At 73.1% G+C, this 18,245-nt stretch carries 14 protein-coding genes; 1 reads left to right on the top strand and 13 read right to left on the bottom strand.

Going from position 1 to position 18,245, the window contains the following annotated elements:
* Positions 1–89: 89 nt before the first annotated feature.
* The 6 genes from NP075_RS05065 to NP075_RS05040 form a co-directional block, all read right to left on the bottom strand.
* On the bottom strand, positions 90–587 hold the full coding sequence (locus tag NP075_RS05065) for a flavin reductase family protein (protein ID WP_227564217.1): 498 nt from the start codon (positions 585–587) through the stop codon (positions 90–92).
* The gene (locus tag NP075_RS05060; RefSeq protein WP_227564216.1) at positions 584–955 is read right to left on the bottom strand and encodes a hypothetical protein; all 372 of its coding nucleotides are present in this window, start codon (positions 953–955) and stop codon (positions 584–586) included. The genes NP075_RS05065 and NP075_RS05060 overlap by 4 nt, the downstream gene beginning before the upstream one ends.
* Positions 956–960: 5 nt before the next feature.
* Positions 961–1,917 carry a PIG-L family deacetylase gene (locus NP075_RS05055; RefSeq protein WP_227564215.1) on the bottom strand — a complete coding sequence of 319 codons (957 nt, stop codon included), beginning with the start codon at positions 1,915–1,917 and terminating at the stop codon, positions 961–963.
* Between the two features lie 16 nt (positions 1,918–1,933).
* Positions 1,934–3,871 carry a translational GTPase TypA gene (typA, locus tag NP075_RS05050; protein WP_227564214.1) on the bottom strand — a complete coding sequence of 646 codons (1,938 nt, stop codon included), beginning with the start codon at positions 3,869–3,871 and terminating at the stop codon, positions 1,934–1,936.
* 58 nt (positions 3,872–3,929) lie between these two features.
* On the bottom strand, positions 3,930–5,873 hold the full coding sequence (locus tag NP075_RS05045) for an ABC transporter substrate-binding protein (protein ID WP_227564213.1): 1,944 nt from the start codon (positions 5,871–5,873) through the stop codon (positions 3,930–3,932).
* Between the two features lie 311 nt (positions 5,874–6,184).
* Entirely contained in the window at positions 6,185–8,020 is a 1,836-nt protein-coding gene (locus tag NP075_RS05040; RefSeq protein WP_227564212.1) for an ABC transporter ATP-binding protein, read from the bottom strand.
* Between the two features lie 75 nt (positions 8,021–8,095).
* Here NP075_RS05040 and NP075_RS05035 point away from each other — a divergent pair, with 75 nt between their 5' ends.
* On the top strand, positions 8,096–8,716 hold the full coding sequence (locus NP075_RS05035) for a hypothetical protein (RefSeq protein ID WP_227564211.1): 621 nt from the start codon (positions 8,096–8,098) through the stop codon (positions 8,714–8,716).
* 26 nt (positions 8,717–8,742) lie between these two features.
* Here NP075_RS05035 and NP075_RS05030 read toward each other — a convergent pair whose 3' ends face one another.
* The 7 genes from NP075_RS05030 to NP075_RS05000 form a co-directional block, all read right to left on the bottom strand.
* Complete coding sequence (locus NP075_RS05030) at positions 8,743–9,843, bottom strand: ABC transporter permease (RefSeq protein ID WP_227564210.1); 1,101 nt, start codon at positions 9,841–9,843, stop codon at positions 8,743–8,745.
* Positions 9,840–11,360, bottom strand: coding sequence for an ABC transporter permease (locus NP075_RS05025; RefSeq protein ID WP_227564209.1), 1,521 nt, complete (start codon positions 11,358–11,360; stop codon positions 9,840–9,842). The genes NP075_RS05030 and NP075_RS05025 overlap by 4 nt, the downstream gene beginning before the upstream one ends.
* A 198-nt stretch (positions 11,361–11,558) precedes the next feature.
* Positions 11,559–13,403: an ABC transporter family substrate-binding protein gene (locus NP075_RS05020; RefSeq protein ID WP_227564208.1), complete on the bottom strand. Its 1,845-nt coding sequence runs from the start codon at positions 13,401–13,403 to the stop codon at positions 11,559–11,561.
* Positions 13,404–13,719: 316 nt separating this feature from the next.
* Positions 13,720–14,373, bottom strand: a complete 654-nt coding sequence (locus NP075_RS05015) for a 4a-hydroxytetrahydrobiopterin dehydratase (protein ID WP_227564207.1) — start codon at positions 14,371–14,373, stop codon at positions 13,720–13,722.
* 267 nt (positions 14,374–14,640) lie between these two features.
* Positions 14,641–15,717, bottom strand: coding sequence for a redox-regulated ATPase YchF (ychF, locus tag NP075_RS05010; protein ID WP_227564206.1), 1,077 nt, complete (start codon positions 15,715–15,717; stop codon positions 14,641–14,643).
* 85 nt (positions 15,718–15,802) lie between these two features.
* Positions 15,803–17,359: a hypothetical protein gene (locus tag NP075_RS05005; RefSeq protein WP_227564205.1), complete on the bottom strand. Its 1,557-nt coding sequence runs from the start codon at positions 17,357–17,359 to the stop codon at positions 15,803–15,805.
* The gene (locus tag NP075_RS05000) at positions 17,335–18,192 is read right to left on the bottom strand and encodes an ABC transporter ATP-binding protein (RefSeq protein ID WP_372456701.1); all 858 of its coding nucleotides are present in this window, start codon (positions 18,190–18,192) and stop codon (positions 17,335–17,337) included. Before NP075_RS05000 ends, NP075_RS05005 begins: the two co-directional genes overlap by 25 nt.
* Positions 18,193–18,245: the final 53 nt, after the last annotated feature.

Here is an 18,245-nt window from a genome sequence, read left to right as displayed (position 1 = left end):
TGGCGGGGTCGACGCGCTCGCGACCGGATCCTCACCCGCACGTCGCAAGGCCTTCGCATCGCCCGACGCCCGAGGCCGCGCCCGCGGGGTCAGCGGACCGGACGCGCCCGGCCGCGCAGGTGCACCAGGCCACCGGCGCCCGCAGCGCCCTCGGCCGCCGCGACCACCCGCCCGATCACCACGTCGTGGTCCCCCGCGCCGTGCACGGCCTCCGTGCGGCAGTCGAACCAGGCGGCGGCACCGTCGAGCCACGGCGCGGCCGAGACCGGGCCGGGCCGGTGCGGGACGCGGTCCAGCTGCCCCACGGCGGGACGGCCGGGCGACGCGAGCCAGTCGGCGACGTCCGCCTGGTCGTCCGCCAGCACGGAGACCGCCCACGTGTCGACGTCGTCGAGGACGTCGCGCAGCCGGGCGTCGACGTGGACGCAGAACAGCAGCAGCGCCGGCTCGAGCGACACCGGGACGACCGAGCTCACGGTCGCCGCGTGCGCCACGCCGTGCCGCACGGCAGCCACGACGGCGATCCCGGCGCCGAGCCTCGCGGCCACCGTGCGGAACGTCGTCGCCGGGACGCCCGCGTCGGTCACGGTGCCGTCGGCCGCTCGTCCTCGACCCAGCGTCGCGGCACGAGGGCCACGGCGCCCACGACCAGCACGGCGCCGAGCGCCCAGGCCCAGCCCCACAGGTCCGTCCCGGGCACCAGGACGTCGCCGCCGGGCCCGCGGCCCGAGAGCACCTGCGCCGCCAGGAACACGCCACCGGCACTCGCGACGTACCCGAACCACCCCACCCACGCGCGCGAGGTCAGCACCACCGCGAGCACCAGCAGCAGGCAGAGCACGAGCCCCCAGGGCGGCAGCGCGCGGTGCATGACCGTCCCCAGCATCCCCGCGAGAAGCCCGAGCACCAACGCGGCGACGGCACGCCACAGGGTGGCGGCGGAGAGCGGCTGCACGTCGCTCAGGCTACCGGTCGCACGCCGGCGGGCCAGACGACGCCGGCCTCCTCCGCGCGCAGGCTGCCGGGCACGTAGCGGTAGGCCTCGACCGTCGGCACTGCGGCGAGCACCGCGTTGCTCAGCGCGTAGCAGCCGACCAGGGCGTCGTCGCCGTCGACGGGGCGCACGGCCTGGACCTGGGTGGCGTGGGCGCGCAGCGCGGCCAGCACCCGGTCCCGGACGGGCGCCACGTCGACGAGGAGGTCGACGTCGTCGTCCGGCACGGCCACCGAGGGCTGCTCGGCCGCCGGGTCGGGCAGCGTGAGCCCGGTGATCGTCGCGCCCAGGGCCGCGAGCACACCGTCCCCCGCGAGTGCGACCTGCGCGCGCCGCAGGTCGGAGCGCCCGACCACCGACCACAGCGCCACGGGCACGACGTGGGCGGGTGCGTGGACGTCGTCCTCGCACGCGGCGAGCTCGAGCGCGAGCCGCGTGACCTCGTGGGTGCGCACGTGGTCGGGGTGGCCGTACCCGCCACCGGGCTCGTAGGTCACGACGACCTGCGGTCGGCGTGAGCGCAGCACGCGGGCGAGCGCGTCGGCCGCCTCCTCGAGGGGTGCGAACGCGAACGCCCCCGGGGGGACGTCCTCCGGTGCACCGGCCCGCCCCGCGCCGACCCAGGCCATGCCCGAGTCCTCGTACCGCACGTCGGCGGCGACCGCCTCGTCGAGGAACCCGTGGTCCCGCACGCCGAGAACGCGCAGCGCGGCGGCGAGCTCACCCTCGCGGTGCTCGGCGAGCGCCGGGCCGTCACCCTCCAGGTGCGCCCAGCGCCGCCCGATGACCTCGCCGCGCTCGCCGCGCGTCGCGGTGACGACCGTGACCGGCCGTCCGGCGGCAGCCCACGTCGCCAGCAGCGCGCCGGTCGCGAGCGACTCGTCGTCGGGGTGGGCGTGGACTGCGAGCAGGCCGCCGGTCACGGTCGTCGTCCGCGGGTCAGGAGCGCTTGTTGCGTGCCGTCTGGCGCGCCCGCTCGGTCTGGTCCAGCACCACCTTGCGGATGCGGACGACCTCGGGGGTGACCTCGACGCACTCGTCCTCGCGCGCGAACTCGAGGGACTCCTCGAGCGTCAGCTTGCGCGGCGGCACCACGTTCTCGAACGACTCGGACGTCGACGAGCGGATGTTGTTGAGCTTCTTCTCCTTGGTGATGTTGACGTCCATGTCCTCGTTGCGCGCGTTCTCGCCGACGACCATGCCCTCGTACACCTCGGAGGTCGCCTCGACGAAGAACGTGCCGCGGTCCTGCAGGTTGAGCATCGCGAACGGCGTCGCGACGCCCGAGCGGTCCGCGACGAGCGAGCCGTTGACGCGGGTCTCGATCGGGCCGGCCCACGGCTCGAAGCCCTCGGCGATGGACGACGCGATGCCCGTTCCGCGCGTGTCCGTGAGGAACCGCGTGCGGAACCCGATGAGCCCGCGCGCGGGGACGATGAACTCCATGCGCACCCAGCCGGTGCCGTGGTTGCTCATCGTCTGCATGCGGCCCTTGCGCTGCGCGAGCAGCTGCGTGACCGAGCCCAGGTACTCCTCGGGCACGTCGATCGTCATGCGCTCGGTCGGCTCGTGGACCTTGCCGTCGACCATCTTGGTGACGACCTGCGGCTTGCCGACCGTCAGCTCGAAGCCCTCGCGGCGCATCTGCTCGACGAGGATCGCCAGGGCCAGCTCACCGCGGCCCTGCACCTCCCACGCGTCGGGACGCTCGGTGGGCAGCACGCGCAGCGACACGTTGCCGATGAGCTCGCGGTCCAGGCGGTCCTTGACCTGACGGGCCGTGACCTTGTGGCCCTTGCCGCCCTTGCCGGCCAGCGGCGAGGTGTTGATGCCGATGGTCATCGAGATCGCCGGGTCGTCGACCGTGATGAGCGGCAGCGGCCGCGGGTCGTCCGGGTCCGTCAGCGTCTCGCCGATCGTGATGTCCTCGATGCCGGCGACCGCGACGATGTCGCCGGGCCGGGCCTCGTCGGTCGGCACGCGGTCGAGCGCCTTGGTCTCGAGCAGCTCGGTGATGCGGACGTTCTGCAGCGTGCCGTCGTGGCGTGCCCACGCGACCGTCTGCCCCTTGCGCAGCGTGCCGTTGTACATGCGCAGCAGCGCGAGGCGGCCGAGGAACGGCGACGCGTCGAGGTTGGTGACGTGCGCCTGCAGCGGCGCGGTCGGGTCGTACGTCGGCGCGGGGATCTTCTCGAGGATCGTCGCGAACAGCGGCTCGAGGTCCGGGCTGTCCGGCATGTCGCCGTCGGCCGGCTGCGTGCGCGAGGCCTTGCCGACCTTGGCGGCCGCGTAGACGACGGGCACGTCGAGGATCGCGTCGAGGTCCAGGTCCGGGACGTCCTCGTGCAGGTCCGACGCGAGGCCCAGCAGCAGGTCCGTCGCCTCGGCGACGACCTCCGCGATGCGGGCGTCGGGGCGGTCGACCTTGTTGACCACGAGGATCACCGGGAGCTTCGCCTCGAGCGCCTTGCGCAGCACGAAGCGCGTCTGCGGCAGCGGGCCCTCCGAGGCGTCGACGAGCAGCACGACGCCGTCCACCATGGACAGACCGCGCTCGACCTCCCCGCCGAAGTCCGCGTGGCCCGGGGTGTCGATGACGTTGATCGTCACGCCGTCGGGCTGCCCCACCGCGGCCGCGGCGGGTCCCGCGTAGTGCACCGTGGTGTTCTTCGCGAGGATGGTGATGCCCTTCTCCCGCTCGAGGTCACCGGAGTCCATCGCACGCTCGTCGACGTGGTCGTGCGCGCCGAACGCGCCGGACTGCCAGAGCATCGCGTCGACGAGGGTCGTCTTGCCGTGGTCGACGTGCGCGACGATGGCGACGTTGCGCAGGTCGGAGCGCACGGCGGCGCCGGTGGCCTGGTCGGTTGCGGGCATACGGGTACTCATCTCAGGTGACGGGGGGCTCGCCGAGGCGTCGGCGCAGCGTCCCATCCTACCGCCGCGTCCAGCCCCACCACCATGTGAGGTCCGCCGCAGACGGCGTCAGCACCGGCACGTCGCCCACCACGGGCAGGCCGTCGTCGTCCTCGGCGTCCCGTGCGGCGGACACCGTGAGGACGGGCGTGCGCGCGACCGGCAGCACGGCGCCCCAGGTCACCAGGGCCTCGGCGGCCTGCGTCACCCCCTGCGCCGCGGCCTGCGGGTCGGGCTGCGCCACGAGCGCGTCGAGCACCGCGTCGAGGGCGGGGTCGGTGTGCCCCGTCACGTTCGTGGCGCCGCCGGTGCGCCAGCGCGCGGCGAGGCCGGCGACGGGGAGGTCCTCCTGCGCGACGGGGACGAGGGCGGCGTCCCAGTCCTGCGGGGCCGCGCGCAACGCCCGCGCGGGGTCGTCGACCTCGACGGGGACGACCGTGAAGCCGGCCGCGGCACCGGCGTCGACGAGGCCACCGACCACGGCTGCCCGGACCGGGTCACCGAGGTTGGTGAGCACGCGCACCGTGAGCGGGCCGTCGTCACCGGGTCCGTCGGGCGGGTCCGCTGCGGTCGGGTCCTCGACGGCCGGCGCCTGCGGGCCGACCTGCGCCGCGACGACGTCGGACACCTCGGCCTCGGCCCACAGCATGCCGACCGCGTGACGTACCGCCTCGTCGCGCCGCACGCTCGCCAGGAACGCCGTCCGCAGCTCGGCCGCCGCCGCGGCCGGGTCGGGGGCCGAGGCGTGCGCGGCGGGGTCGAACAGGCCGCCCCCGGCCTCCTGCAGGACGACCTGCAGCACCGCGTCACCACCCGTCGACACCGTCACGCCCTCGAGCTCGGTCGCCGCCGTGAGGACGTCGGGCGTGCTCACCGGTGCGGCGACGTCGAGCTCGTCGTCGGCCAGGGCCTCGACCTGGGCGAGCGGGTCGAGGTCCGTGCGGACGCGCACCCGGTCGAAGGCCGCCGGGCGGTCACCCGTGTACGCGTCGTTGCGGACCGCCTCGACGCCGTCGCCGTCCACGCGTGCCAGCACGTACGGTCCCGTCGTCGTCGTGAGCGTGGGGTCCGCGGCGACGTCACCGGCGCGCCCGGCCGACCGCCACACCCGCGAGACGGGCACGAGGGAGGCACGGTCCTGCTGCTGCACGGCCGTGACGACCGCGTCCGCCCACCGCGCGGCGGCTGCCGCGTCCGGCTCACCGGCCGTCGCGTCGGGGGACGGCGCGGCCGTCGCGTCGGCGGAGGTCGTGGCCGCGGTCGTGGCCCCGCCCGACGGCGTGGGCGTCGTGCCCTGGGACGGCGTGGGCGTCGTGGCGGGGAACGACGGCGCCTGCGGGTCGAGCGCGAGCCGCCCGACGACGTGCGCCGGCAGGTTGACGTCGAGCGCGACGTGCCAGTCCGCGACGGGCGAGTCGTAGACGACGGTGACCGTCGCACCGTCGACCACGGGGACGGCCGACGCGCGCGCGAGCGCAGCGGACGTCGCACCGAACGCGACCACGTCACCGAGGTCCCCCACGGGCTCGCCGTCCGCGTCGAGCTCGGGCACCACCTCGTCGAGCTGACCGCTGCGGGCCGCCCACTCCAGCAGCAGGTCCGCCGGCGTCACGGGGACGCCGTCCGACCACGTGGCGGTCGGTGCGATCGTGTAGCGCACGGTGAGCGGCGCGTCCGCCACCTTCTCGACCGTGCCGAAGGACGCGTCGCCGTCGACCGTGCCGTCGTCCGCGAGCGTCGTGAAGCCCGACTGCACGAGCCCTCGGACCAGGACGCTGCCGGGCGCCCGGCCCGCGGCGGTCGCGCCGTTCAGCGACGCGAACGGCAGGTCGCTCGAGACGACGACCGTGCCGGCGCGTGCGGGGTCCGGGGGCGTCGCCGTGCAGGCCGTCGTCGTGACCGCCAGGGCAGCGGCCGCCGCCACCGCGACGACGCCACCCCCGCGACGTCGCCTGCCACGCACGGTCGCTCGCTCCCCCGCCCCACGCGCCACCGTCGTCCGCCCCACCGTCGTCCCCGTCACCGTTCCGCCTCCCACGCCCGCACCCGCGGTCCCACCGTCCTGGCCCGACGGGGACCCTGCCACGCCCACCCGTGCATCGACGCGCGGACGCGCGGACTTAACCCCACGAGAGCCCCGAACCGCCCGATCTGGTCGCACCCGCCCGAGGCGCCGCACACCGGGCGGCCCGCGTCGGGCAGATGGACGGCCGGGCACGCACGACGCCCGGCCACCGTGGGTGACCGGGCGTCGTGCGTGCGCAGCGCGTGGACTCAGACGCCCGGACGCGTGGTCCGCTCGTTGTCGACCTCGCCGATCGCGACGGCCTCGTGACGGGCGGCGTCGGCCGCGTGCTGCGCCTCCTCCGCCTCGAGCTCCGCGCGCTGGGACTCGAGCAGGGCGTCCCGGGCGACGCGCCGCTCGCGCTGCGCCTCCGGGTCCGGCACGGGCACCGCGGCGATGAGTCGCTGCGTGTACGGGTCCCGCGGGGCGTGGACGACCTGCGCCGCCTCGCCCACCTCGACGAGGCGGCCGCTGCGCATGACCGCGATGCGGTCCGCCAGGATCTCGACGACCGCGAGGTCGTGGCTGATGAACAGGCACGCGAACCCGTGCTCACGCTGCAGGTCCTGGAACAGCTCGAGCACCGCCGCCTGCACGGACACGTCGAGCGCCGACGTCGGCTCGTCGGCGACGAGCAGGCGCGGCTCCAGGGCCAGCGACCGGGCGATGCCGACGCGCTGACGCTGACCGCCCGACAGCTCGTGCGGGTAGCGGTTGCGCATCGCGCGCGGCAGGCGCACCTGGTCCAGCAGCCGCTCGATCTCGCGCTGCAGGGCCGCGCCCTTGACCCCGCGGTGCAGCAGCAAGGGCTCGGCGATCGACTCGCCGATCGGCAGGCGGGGGTTCAGCGACGAGCCCGGGTCCTGGAAGACGATGCCGACCTTGGTCCGCAGCGGCTTGAGGTCCTTCATCGACGCGCCGACCATGTCGTGGCCGACGATCTTCAGGGACCCGCTCGTCACGGGCAGCAGCCCGACGACGGCGCGGCCGATGGTGGTCTTGCCGGAGCCCGACTCGCCGACCAGGCCGACGACCTCCCCCTGGCGGATCTGCAGGGACACGCCGTCGACCGCCCGGAACGTCGGCGTGCGCCGCCGTCCGGGGTACTCGATGACGACGTCCTTCGCGTCGAGCGCGAGCTGCTCGTCGGCGTCCGCCGTGGCCACGGGTGCGTCGACCGGGCTCGTCGTGGTCGCGTCCCGCCGGGCGTACGCCTCGGCGCCCCGGCCCAGGTGCGGGACCGCGTCGAGCAGCTTGACCGTGTACGGGTGCTGCGGGTTGCTGAAGACGTCCAGCGCCTGGCCCTGGTCGACGATGCGACCGTCCTTCATGACGATGATCTTGTCCGCCATGTCGGCGACCACGCCCATGTCGTGCGTGATGAGCACGATGCCGGCGTCGATGCGCTCGCGCAGGTCACGCATGAGCTTGAGGATCTCGGCCTGGACCGTCACGTCGAGCGCGGTGGTCGGCTCGTCCGCGATGAGCAGCTTGGGGTCGCACGCCAGCGCCTGCGCGATCATCGCGCGCTGCCGCTGCCCGCCCGACAGCTGGTGGGGGTAGGAGTCGACGCGCTTCTCCGGGTCCGGCAGGTCGACGAGCCGCAGCAGCTCGACCGCCCGCTCCCGCGCCTCGGCCGGGCCGATCTCGAAGTGCGCGCGCAGCGTCTCGACGATCTGGTACCCGATGGTGAACACCGGGTTCAACGCCGTCATCGGCTCCTGGAAGATCACCGCGATCTCGCGCCCGCGGATGCGACGCAGGCGGCTCGTCGGCATCCCGACGAGCTCGCGGTCGTCCAGCTTCGCGGAGCCGCGGGCCCGCCCGTTGGCGGGCAGCAGGCCGAGCAGCGCCATCGAGGACTGGGTCTTGCCCGAGCCGGACTCGCCGACGATCGCGAGCACCTCACCGGGGCGCACGTCGTAGCTGACGTCGACCGCGGCGGGGTACCACGTGCCGTCGACGTAGAAGTCGACGCACAGGTCCCGCACGGACAGCACGGGCTCGTCGGTACGGGTGGGGACGGGAGGCGTGTCGATGGCCACCGTTCAGCGTCCTTCCTGCACCCGCGCCGCCCCGGAGGGGACGGTGGCGGCGTGCCGGTCTGCGAGCATGGTCACGTGGGTGCCACGCAGGAGTTCACGTCGGGGTACGGGCGGGGTCTGACGGTCGCGGGTGCGGCCATCGGGCTCCTGGCCCTGGGGTCGGTCACGATGCAGGACGGGGCCGGTGAGGCGCTGCGCGCGCTGCCGCCGGTCGCCCTGGTCGTCGCCGTGGTCTGGGCGATGTTCTGGCGTCCCGGCGTCGAGGTGTCCGACGGCGAGGTGGTCGTGCGCAACGTGCTGAGCACCGTGCGCATCCCGTGGCCGACGTACCGCGACGTCGACTACGGCTGGTCCCTCGTGGTGCGGACGACCGACGGTGACGTCACCGCGTTCGCCGCTCCCCGCGCCAGCTCCACCGCACGTCGGCTGCGCCGTGGTGAGCCCGCCGACCCGCGGGCCGCCGCGACCGTGCCACCGGACGGCCGTACCGTGCGCTCCCTGCGGGCGACGGCCGAGTCCGTCGGCGCCGCGATCGAGGCCCGGCACGACGCGCTGGTGCGCGCCGGGTACCTCGACGGTGCGCAGCGGGTCCGCGTCGAGCAGGGCCTGACCACCACGCGCCAGGTGCACGTCGGCACCGTGGGGGCGGTGGGGGTGCTGGCCGCGCTCACCGCGGTCGTGCTCGTCGCGGCCTGAGCGGCCGACGCCCGGACGCACCGGGCTCACGACCCCATACCGGCGTTGCGGACGTCGTCGGCGGGGCGGACCGTCGTGACGTTCGCCCGTGCCGCCGACCCGTCCGCCTCCATGGCCTTGGCCATCTTGCGCTCCGAGGGGATGCGCTTCTGGCGCGGGTCGAACGCGTCGCGCAGGCCGTCGCCGATGAAGTTGATGCTCAGCGCGATGACGACGATGAACATTCCCGGCCACCAGAACAGCCACGGCCGCGTCGCGAACGCCTGCTGGTACTGGCTGATGAGCTGGCCGAGGGAGACCTCGGGCGGCTGGATGCCGAACCCGAGGAAGGACAGGCCCGTCTCGAGCAGGATCGCCGAGCTCATCAGGAGCGTGACCGACACGATGACCGTGCCGATCGCGTTCGGCAGGATGTGCTTGAAGATGATCCGCAGGTTGCTGGCACCGGCCACGCGGGCCGCGTCGACGAACTCGCGCTCGCGCAGCGAGAGGAACTCTCCGCGGACCAGTCGCGCGAGCGTGGTCCACAGGATGAAGCCCATCGCGATCGCGAACACCAGCCCGCTGACCCCACCGGCGATCTTGCCGATGACGGCGCCGATGACGAGCGTCGGGACCGTGATCACCAGGTCGGTGGCGCGCATGAGGAACGTGTCCGTCCGCCCGCGGACGAAGCCCGCAGCGGCACCGACGAGGATGCCGACGATCGCGGCCACGCCGCCGATGACGACCATCACCATGAGGGACGTCTGCACGCCCGCCATGACGCGCGCGAAGATGTCGCGGCCGATCTCGTCCTGGCCGAACGGGTGCTCGCCGATCGCGAAGCCCGACCCGCCCAGCCACGTCGGCAGCGACATCGTCGGCCGGCCGCCCGCGTTGAGCACCGGCGGCGTCTCGTACGGCGTCCACTGCCACCAGCCGGGCACCGGCCCCACGCCGACGGACGTCAGCGCGAGCAGGGCCGTGGTGCCCAGCACCAGGAGCCCGAGGATCGCGCCCTTGTGCCGGAAGAACCGCCGCCGCACGATCTGCCCCTGGGACAGACCCGCGACCTCCTTGAGCTCGATCTCGTTCTCGACGTGCTCGTCGGCGGCGTCGCTCGGGGGTGTCATCGGGGTGCTCATGCGTCCAACCGGATCCGGGGGTCGATCGTCGCGTACACGATGTCCGCGATGATGTTGGCGAGGATGGCGAGGCTCGCGGTGACGAGCAGGTAGGCCATGACCGGCTCGATCTCCGCGTCGGTCAGCGACCGCACGAACATCTGCCCCATGCCGGGCCGTGCGAACACCGCCTCGGTGATGATCGCGCCGCCCAGCAGCGCGATGATGTCGATCGGGACGACCGTCGCGAGCGGGATGAGCGCGTTGCGGAAGCCGTGCCGCACGACGACCAGCCGCTCCGGCAGGCCCTTGGCGCGTGCCGTGCGGATGTAGTCCTGGTTCATCACCTCGAGCATGCTCGAGCGGGAGTAGCGGGTGTACGACGCGAAGGCGATGAGCACGAGCGTCGCGGTCGGCAGGACGAGGTGCGTCGCGGAGTCCAGGACCTGTACCCAGTAGTTGCCGCCGAGGTTCGGGGTGCTGTCGCCGAACGTCGGGATCGGGCGCCCGTTGAGCGCGTTGAAGTACGGGCGCCACACCTGCATGACCTGGTCGACGAAGGTGAGCCCGCCCATGACGAAGGCCACCGCGGCGCCCGTGCGGGCGGACAGCCGCCAGTCGGGACCGCCGAACAGGCGCCCCACGACGTAGCCGACCACCAGGCAGACCACGGCGAGGCCGACGATCAGCAGGTTCGACACGTCGAGCGACTTGAACAGCTGCTGGAGCGGGAAGTACAGCACCGTGCCGAGCGCCACGACCGTGAGCGCGGTCCACAGCGCGCGCCGGTTGTGCATGCCCGCGAACACCGCGACCACGCCGAACGCCGTGCCGGCGCCGAGAACCGCGAGCAGGACGGGCCCGATGTGCGGGTCCGCCCACCAGTCGGTCAGCTGGATGTAGGCGAGCAGCGCGACGTTGGCGGCGGCGGCGACACCGAACACCTGGGCACGACGCGCGGCGCTGCCGCCGATCGCGAGCGACCACAGCAGACCGACGAGCAGCGACACCCCGATGATGGCGGGCCAGCTGATGACCGGGTCGCGCAGGAAGTCGTTGAAGCCGATGGCGGCCCACTGCTTGAGCAGCACGGCGACCCAGAACGACGGCAGGGAGTACAGCAGGAACGACAGGAAGATGATCAGGTAGTCGAACGAGGTGTACTGGCGCAGCGCCGAGACGATGCCGACCGAGACGCCGAGCACGACGGCCAGCACGGTGGCGGCCGAGACGAGTTGGAGGGTCGAGCCGAAGGCGCTGACGAGGATGTCGCTCACGGGGCGGCCCGAGCGCCAGGCGACACCGAGGTCGCCGGTCAGCAGGTTCCCGAACCACTCGAAGAAGCGCAGGACCACGTTGACGTCGAGGTTGAGGTCCTCGATGCGTTGCGCGATCAGCTGCTCCTTGTTGGGAGCGGTGCTCTCGAAGAGGTCCTGCAGCGGGTCGATCGCGCGGTCGACGAGCAGGAACATGAGGAAGAGCGCCACGAAGAGCGTGGCGATTCCGGCCGCGATGCGGCGGATGAGGAAGTTCAGCACGGAGGGCTACCTCAAGGAGGACGGGAAGCCGGTCGTCCGGGATCGTATCCCGGACGTCCCGTGGGCGTGGTCACGGTGCAGGTGCGCGCCGGCGTGCACGCACGTGACGAGGGCGCCGCGGTTGGAGCCGCGGCGCCCTCGTCGCGCGTCTGCGCCGTCTGAGGCCCCGGCGTGCGTCGCACGCCGGGGCCGTCGACGTCACTCGGAAGCGGCGTCCCCTGCGGTCCACTCCCAGAAGCCGTAGAAGATGGTCGGCGCGATGCCCAGCTTCTGGACGTTGCCGATCTTCTCCGGGTTGTAGGCGGTGATGCCCGGGTGCTGGAAGATCGTCACGCCGAAGGCGTCGTCCACCAGGTGCTTCTCGACGTCGCCCAGGATGCGCTCCTGCTCGGCTGCGTCCGTCTCCGTCTGCAGCTCGTCGAACAGCGCGTCCACCTCGGGGTTGGAGTACCCGTAGTAGTTGTTCGTGGCGCCGGTGCGGAAGTTCGCGTCCGGCTCCGTCACGGCGGTCGAGGTGGACTGCCAGCCGAAGAGCGCCGCGTCGTAGAACGACGTCGCGTTCGACAGGTCGGTGCCCCAGTCGGTCTGGACCGTGTACGGGACCACGTCGAACCCGGCCTCGGCGGCCGAACCCTTGATGATCTCGAACTGGTTCACGCGACGCGTGTTGTTCGGGTCGAAGAGCATCCGGACCTGGACGGCCGGCACGCCGACCTCGGCGAGCAGCGCCTTGGCACCGTCGATGTCGACCTCGCCGTAGGCCTCCTGCTGGCCGTTCATCTCGGCGATGCCGTCGTACATCGGCGAGCCGGGGACCTGCGTGTAGGAGTTGCGGACCTCGGCGTCGGGGTTGAGCGGCGACACGAGGTCGGTGACGATGCGCTCGCGCGGGATCGTCTTGAGGAACGCCTGGCGGACCTTCTTGGCCTTCTCGGCGTCGCCACCGTAGGTCGCGGGGTCGAACGGACCACCGTTGGCCTGCTGCATGTCGACGTGCTCGTAGGTGCCCTCGACGTTGGTCTCGACCTCGAGCGTGTCGATCGCCTCGAGCGCGGTCAGGACGTCGGCCGTGGACTGCGGGCTGATGAGGTCGACCTCACCGTTCTGCAGCGCCTGGACCTGGCCCATCGGGTCACCGTTGTAACGGATGGTGACCTTGTCGAAGACGGCCTTCTTGTCACCCTCGTAGTCGGGGTTCGCGGTGAGCGTGAGGTACTGCTCCTCCTTGAACTCCGTGATCGTGTACGGGCCGGAGGTGACCAGCAGCTGCGGGTCGTCCGGCAGGGACGCGAAGTTCCAGTCGTCGCTCCAGACCTTGGCGATCTTGGACAGCGCGGCGGGGTCCTCGTCCTGGATGGCCTTGACGAGCGCGTCGGTCGCCTCCTGCGGGTCCTCGATGCCGAGGGCACGCTGCGCGACGATGTGCGCGGGCAGGTTGTTGTCGAGCGCCGTCGCCCAGTCCGCGTAGGGCTTGGAGTAGACGAGCGTGATCGAGTCGTCCTCGATCTCCGGCGTCTCGGTGATCAGCGCGACGGCGGGGTTCGCGGCGTCGAAGTAGATGCCGGCGTCGACGGCCTCCTGGTTGACGACGTTGCCCTCGGCGTCGAGCTCGGGCTCGACGTTGTTGAACTTGCCGCTCTGCGCTGCCCACTCGAGGAGGAGGTCTGCAGGGCTGCCGGCGACACCGTCCGACCACTTCGCCGTGTCGGCGTAGGTGTACTTGATGCTCAGCGGGTCCTCGGAGACGACCTCGTAGGTGCCCCAGGACTCGTCGATGACGAGCTCGAGGTCCGAGTTGTAGTCGTTGAACCGCGAGTTCGCCATGTACGTGATGATGTTGTTCGCCGTGGCGTTGCCCGTGATGCTGTCGCCGTTGAACGACGACATCGGCTGGTTCCAGGCGATGTTGAGCGCGGTGTCGGTGCTGATGCCCGCGTTGTCGTCGTCGGTGCTCGTGTCGCCCTCGGAGCCCGAGCAGGCCGCGAGCGCCAGGACACTGACCGTCGCGACCGACGCGAGGACAGCCTTGCGTGTGATCCTCAATGTTCCTCCTGAGACGTGGTGGGCGTGGCCGCGCGAACCCCCCGTGGACTCACGGGATGGGCCGGGGCGCGCTCGCCCGCCGGAAGTGTGGCCACGCTAGACCCGGGGGACGGGACAAACGAGACATGGACGCGTGCCCATGTCGATCGTTACCTTATTGATACTGGTCAGTACTGTCCAGTATCCGAGATGCGACGACCGGAAACCGACGCGTAACCGCGCGGACACATCCCACGTTCGGGTGGTCCTGACGATATCGGCAGCGCGCGCAGCCCGCCCGTCTGCTATGGCGGACGCCCCGGGGCCGACGTCCGCGTCACCCCGACCGCTCCTGCCAGGTGCAGATGCAGGACCTGTTGCCCTGGCGGTCGGCCAGCACCCAGTAGCTCGGGGCCTCCCCGGCGTCCACCACGGTGCCCCCGGCCGCGACCGCCGCGTCGACGCGGGCCTGCGCCTGCGACGGGTCGACCCACACGTCGAGGTGCCAGCGCTGGCGCGGCTCCTGCGAGCCCGACGCCTGGAACCAGACGGGCGGGTGCCCACCGGCCGGGTCGCGGACCTCGTCGTCCGCGCCCGGCCGGCGCTCGTACCCCAGGAAGGCCCCCCAGAACGGCAGCACGGCCGCGGCGTCCGGCGAGTCGAGGGCCAGCTCGAGGCTCTGCAGGTCGCGGCCGTCCGGGGCCAGCCCCGCCCGCTGCGCGAGGTCGGTGACCGTGCGCGCGAGGTCCACGTCGCGCTGCGTGATGCCGCCGGCGTCGTGGCTGATCAGCCGCACGTCCACGTGGCCGTACCGCAGGTCCACGTCGGGGTGGTGGTCGGCCTCCTGCGCGGCCGCGCCGATCGCCTGGACCAGCGCCAGCCCGGCCCCGAAGTCACCGGTGGCGACCCGCGTGCGCAGCCCGTCGCTCAGGTGGACCCAGCCGTCCAGACCGGCCTCCGCGATCTCCTGCCCTGTGAGCGTCGTCACCATGACGACATGGTGGCGCGGGTGGGCGCCGCGCGCGCGTCGAGCCGCGGGCAGGGCGTGGCACGGTGGTGACGCTCAGCGACGCCGTGCCCACCCCAGCTGACCACTGGTCACCCGGACGTCCACCCGACCGACCACTGGTCACGTGGGCGCCCGACACGCCGACGTCCCCGCCCCCGGCTGACCAGTGGTCACATGGGTGAGCACCCGACCGACCACTGGTCTGCCGCCGGGGCGCCGACCGCGGCGGCCGTGCCCCGCGAACGGCGATCAGACGTTGAAGCGGAACTCCACCACGTCGCCGTCGTGCATGACGTAGTCCTTGCCCTCGATGCGCGCCTTGCCGGCGGCGCGCGCGGCGGCGACGGAGCCCGTCTCGACGAGGTCGTCGAACGAGATGACCTCGGCCTTGATGAAACCCTTCTGGAAGTCCGTGTGGATGACGCCCGCGGCCTGCGGTGCCGTCCAGCCCTGGCGGATCGTCCAGGCGCGCGACTCCTTGGGGCCGGCCGTCAGGTAGGTCTGCAGGCCGAGGGTGTGGAAGCCGACGCGGGCCAGCTGGTCCAGACCGGACTCCTCCTGGCCGTTGGCCTCGAGCATCTCGCGCGCCTCGTCCTCGTCGAGCTCCACCAGCTCCGACTCGAACTTCGCGTCGAGGAAGATCGCGTCGGCCGGCGCGACCAGGGCGCGCAGCCGCTCCTGCATCGCGGTGTCGGCCAGGCCGGCGTCGTCGGTGTTGAAGACGTAGATGAACGGCTTGGCCGTCATGAGCTGCAGCGCGCGCACGTGCTCGTCGTCTGCCAGACCGGCCGCGAACAGGGTCTGCCCGGTCTCCAGCACCGCGTACGCGCGCTTCGCCGCGTCGAGCACCTCGGGGGCCGTCTTCTTGCCGCGGACCTCCTTCTCGAGGCGCGGGATCGCGTTCTCGAGGGTCTGCAGGTCGGCCAGGACCAGCTCGGTCGCGATGATCTCGATGTCGCCCTCGGGGTCCACCCTGCCGCTGACGTGCACGACGTCCGGGTCGGCGAACGCGCGCGTCACCTGGCAGATCGCGTCGGCCTCCCGGATGTTGGCCAGGAACTTGTTGCCCAGGCCCTCGCCCTCGCTCGCACCCTTGACGATGCCGGCGATGTCGACGAACGACACCGTCGCCGGCAGGATCCGCTCGGAGCCGAAGATCTTGGCGAGCGTCTCCAGGCGCGGGTCCGGCAGCGGGACGACGCCCACGTTCGGCTCGATCGTCGCGAACGGGTAGTTCGCCGCGAGGACCTGCGCGCGGGTGAGCGCGTTGAAGAGGGTGGACTTGCCGACGTTGGGCAGGCCGACGATGCCGATCGTGAGAGCCACGGGCGTCGAGTCTACGCAGCGTCGGAGGGTCCTCCTGCCGCCGGGGTCGCCGCCGCGGCGCCGGGCTGCCCCGGCGCCGCGTGCGTCAGGCGAACGCCCGCATGCGCTGCAGCAGGTCCGGCCCCCGTCGGTCGAGCATCGAGCCGCCGAGCCGCACGCCGACCAGGAGCACGACCACCCCCAGGACGACCCCCACGCCGAGCGCGGCCCAGCCGAACGGCGCCGACCCGCGCCCCACGCCGAGCCCGGCGAGGATCAGGGTCGGCGAGGCCAGCAGGCCGACCGCCAGGGACCCCACCATCTGCGACGTGAAGGCGGCCGAGCCCGCACCCTGCTTGCTGGCGAACGGGTTCTCCCCCGGCAGCTGCACCGGGTACACGAAGGCGGCCGACACCACGCTGGCACCGCCGAGGGCCGTCAGCAGCAGGCCGAGACCCGCGCCCAGCAGCGCGGGCACCGCGTCCCAGCGGTCGGCGTACCAGGCGGTGGAGACCACCAGCACGACCGTCGCGAACAGCCCGACGGCGCCCGCCACGACCACCCGCCCCCACCGGTCGGCCACCCCGCGCAGCGGCGCCGCCAGGTGGGTCCAGAACGCCGTGCCGTCGTACGCGACGTCCGCCGAGATGCTCCAGCCGATCATGAACGCCGCCACGGGGCCGGCGATGAGCACGAGCTCGCCGCCGGGCGCCGCGAACGCCAGCAACACGGGCAGCACCGGCACGACCGCCACGGCGATCGAGTACCGCGGGTCGCGCATCCAGTACGTGACGGCGCGCGCGGCCACGGCCCCGGTCGGGGTGGCGGGCACCCGGCCGAACCACCCCAGCCCGCGGGCGCGCGCGTCACCGCCCGCGCTGACCGGCTCGGTCAGCGTGCGGTCCAGCGCCCACGACCACACGCGGAGCGCGAGCGCGACGGTCGCCACCGCGATGACCAGCCGGGCCAGCGCACCCGCCCAGTCGCCGACGGCCACGGCCGGTGCGAGCGCCCACGGAGCACCCGGCGGCGTCCACGACAGGACGCGTGCCACGGACCCCAGCCCGTCGACGGCCGAGGCCTGGTCGGCGACGGTGTTGAGGATCGGGCCGATGAACATCACGGGGAGGATCGCGAGCGCCGCGACGACCTCCCGGACCCGGCGTCGGCCGATGAGCGGCGCCAGCGCCGTCGTCGTGGCGCGGGCACCGATGGTGCACGCCAGCACCGCGAGCACGCCGCCGACGAGGGCGGCGAGCGCCGCGGCCGGCTCGCGCCACCACGACAGCGGCATGGCCAGGGCGCTGACCGTGGTGACGATCCCGGGGATGCCGATCAGGCCCGCGAGCGTGAGCCCGACGAGCAGGTCGCGGCGCGGGACGCCGAAGGTGACGAAACGCCGGGGGTCGAGGGTGGAGTCGACGCCGAACGCCAGGAGCGGCACGACCCACCAGCCCAGGACGACCACGGACCCGACGGCGACGAGGACGTCCGAGCGGACCGCGACGTCGACGAAGCCGAGGGCCACGAGCCCCACGACGGCCGCCAGCAGCACGGACAGCCCGTACAGCGCGCCCACGACGACGCCCACGACCTGCCAGGCGCTGCGGCGCAGGGCGTTGCGCAGCAGCATGAGCTTCAGTCGGACGAGGTGCGCAACCACGCGATGCCCTCCCCCGTGATCCGGCCGCCGACCATCTCGACGAAACGCTCCTCCAAGGAACGGCCCGCGCGCACCTCGTCGACGGTGCCCGCCGCGAGCACGTGGCCCTCGGCGATGACCGCGACGTGGTCGCACATGCGCTGCACGAGATCCATGACGTGCGACGACACCACGACCGTCCCGCCGCCGGCGACGTACTGGTGCAGGATCTCGCGGATGTTCGCGGCCGAGACCGGGTCCACCGCCTCGAACGGCTCGTCGAGCACCAGGACGCGCGGGGCGTGCACCAGGGCGCACGCGAGCGCGACCTTCTTGGTCATGCCCGCGGAGTAGTCGACGACCAGCGTGTCGGCGTCCTGCTCCAGCCCGAGGGCCGCGAGCAGGTCGCGGGTGCGCGGCTCGACCGTCGGCCGGTCGAGCCCCTGCAGCAGACCCGCGTAGGTGACGAGCTGGGCGCCGGTGAGCCGGTCGAACAGGCGCACGCCGTCGGGCAGCACGCCGAGCGTCTTCTTGACCTCGACGGGCTGCGCCCACAGGTCGGCGCCGTGCACGAGCACGGTCCCGGCGTCGGGGCGCAGCAGGCCGGTGGCCATGGACAGCGTGGTCGTCTTGCCTGCTCCGTTGGGGCCGACCAGGCCGTAGAACGAGCCGGCGGGGATGTCCAGGTCGATGCCCGCGACGGCCACCTTCTGGCCGAAGCGGCGCCACAGGCCGCGCACCGCGATCGCGGGGGCGACCGCGACGGGCGGCGGCGTGCCGGGAGGCGTCGTGCCGGGTGCGTGCCCCGGCGTGTCGCCGGGGCCTGGCTGCGGGAAGGGGGCTGACGTCGTCACGCGACCGACGATAGGGCCTGGTCAACCGGGGTGGATCGGCCGCAGGACGGAGC

The sequence above is a fragment of the Cellulomonas wangsupingiae genome, assembly GCF_024508275.1.
Taxonomy (GTDB): domain Bacteria; phylum Actinomycetota; class Actinomycetes; order Actinomycetales; family Cellulomonadaceae; genus Cellulomonas; species Cellulomonas wangsupingiae.
The sequence above is the reverse complement of the archived record's forward strand: the minus strand, read 5'-3'. Positions and strand labels throughout refer to the sequence as shown.

Coding starts and splice junctions, on each gene's coding strand:
- typA (WP_227564214.1), bottom strand. CDS start 3,871: ATGCCCGCAACCGACCAGGCCACCGGCGCCGCCGTGCGCTCCGACCTG.
- NP075_RS05030 (WP_227564210.1), bottom strand. CDS start 9,843: ATGAGCACCCCGATGACACCCCCGAGCGACGCCGCCGACGAGCACGTC.
- NP075_RS05015 (WP_227564207.1), bottom strand. CDS start 14,373: ATGGTGACGACGCTCACAGGGCAGGAGATCGCGGAGGCCGGTCTGGAC.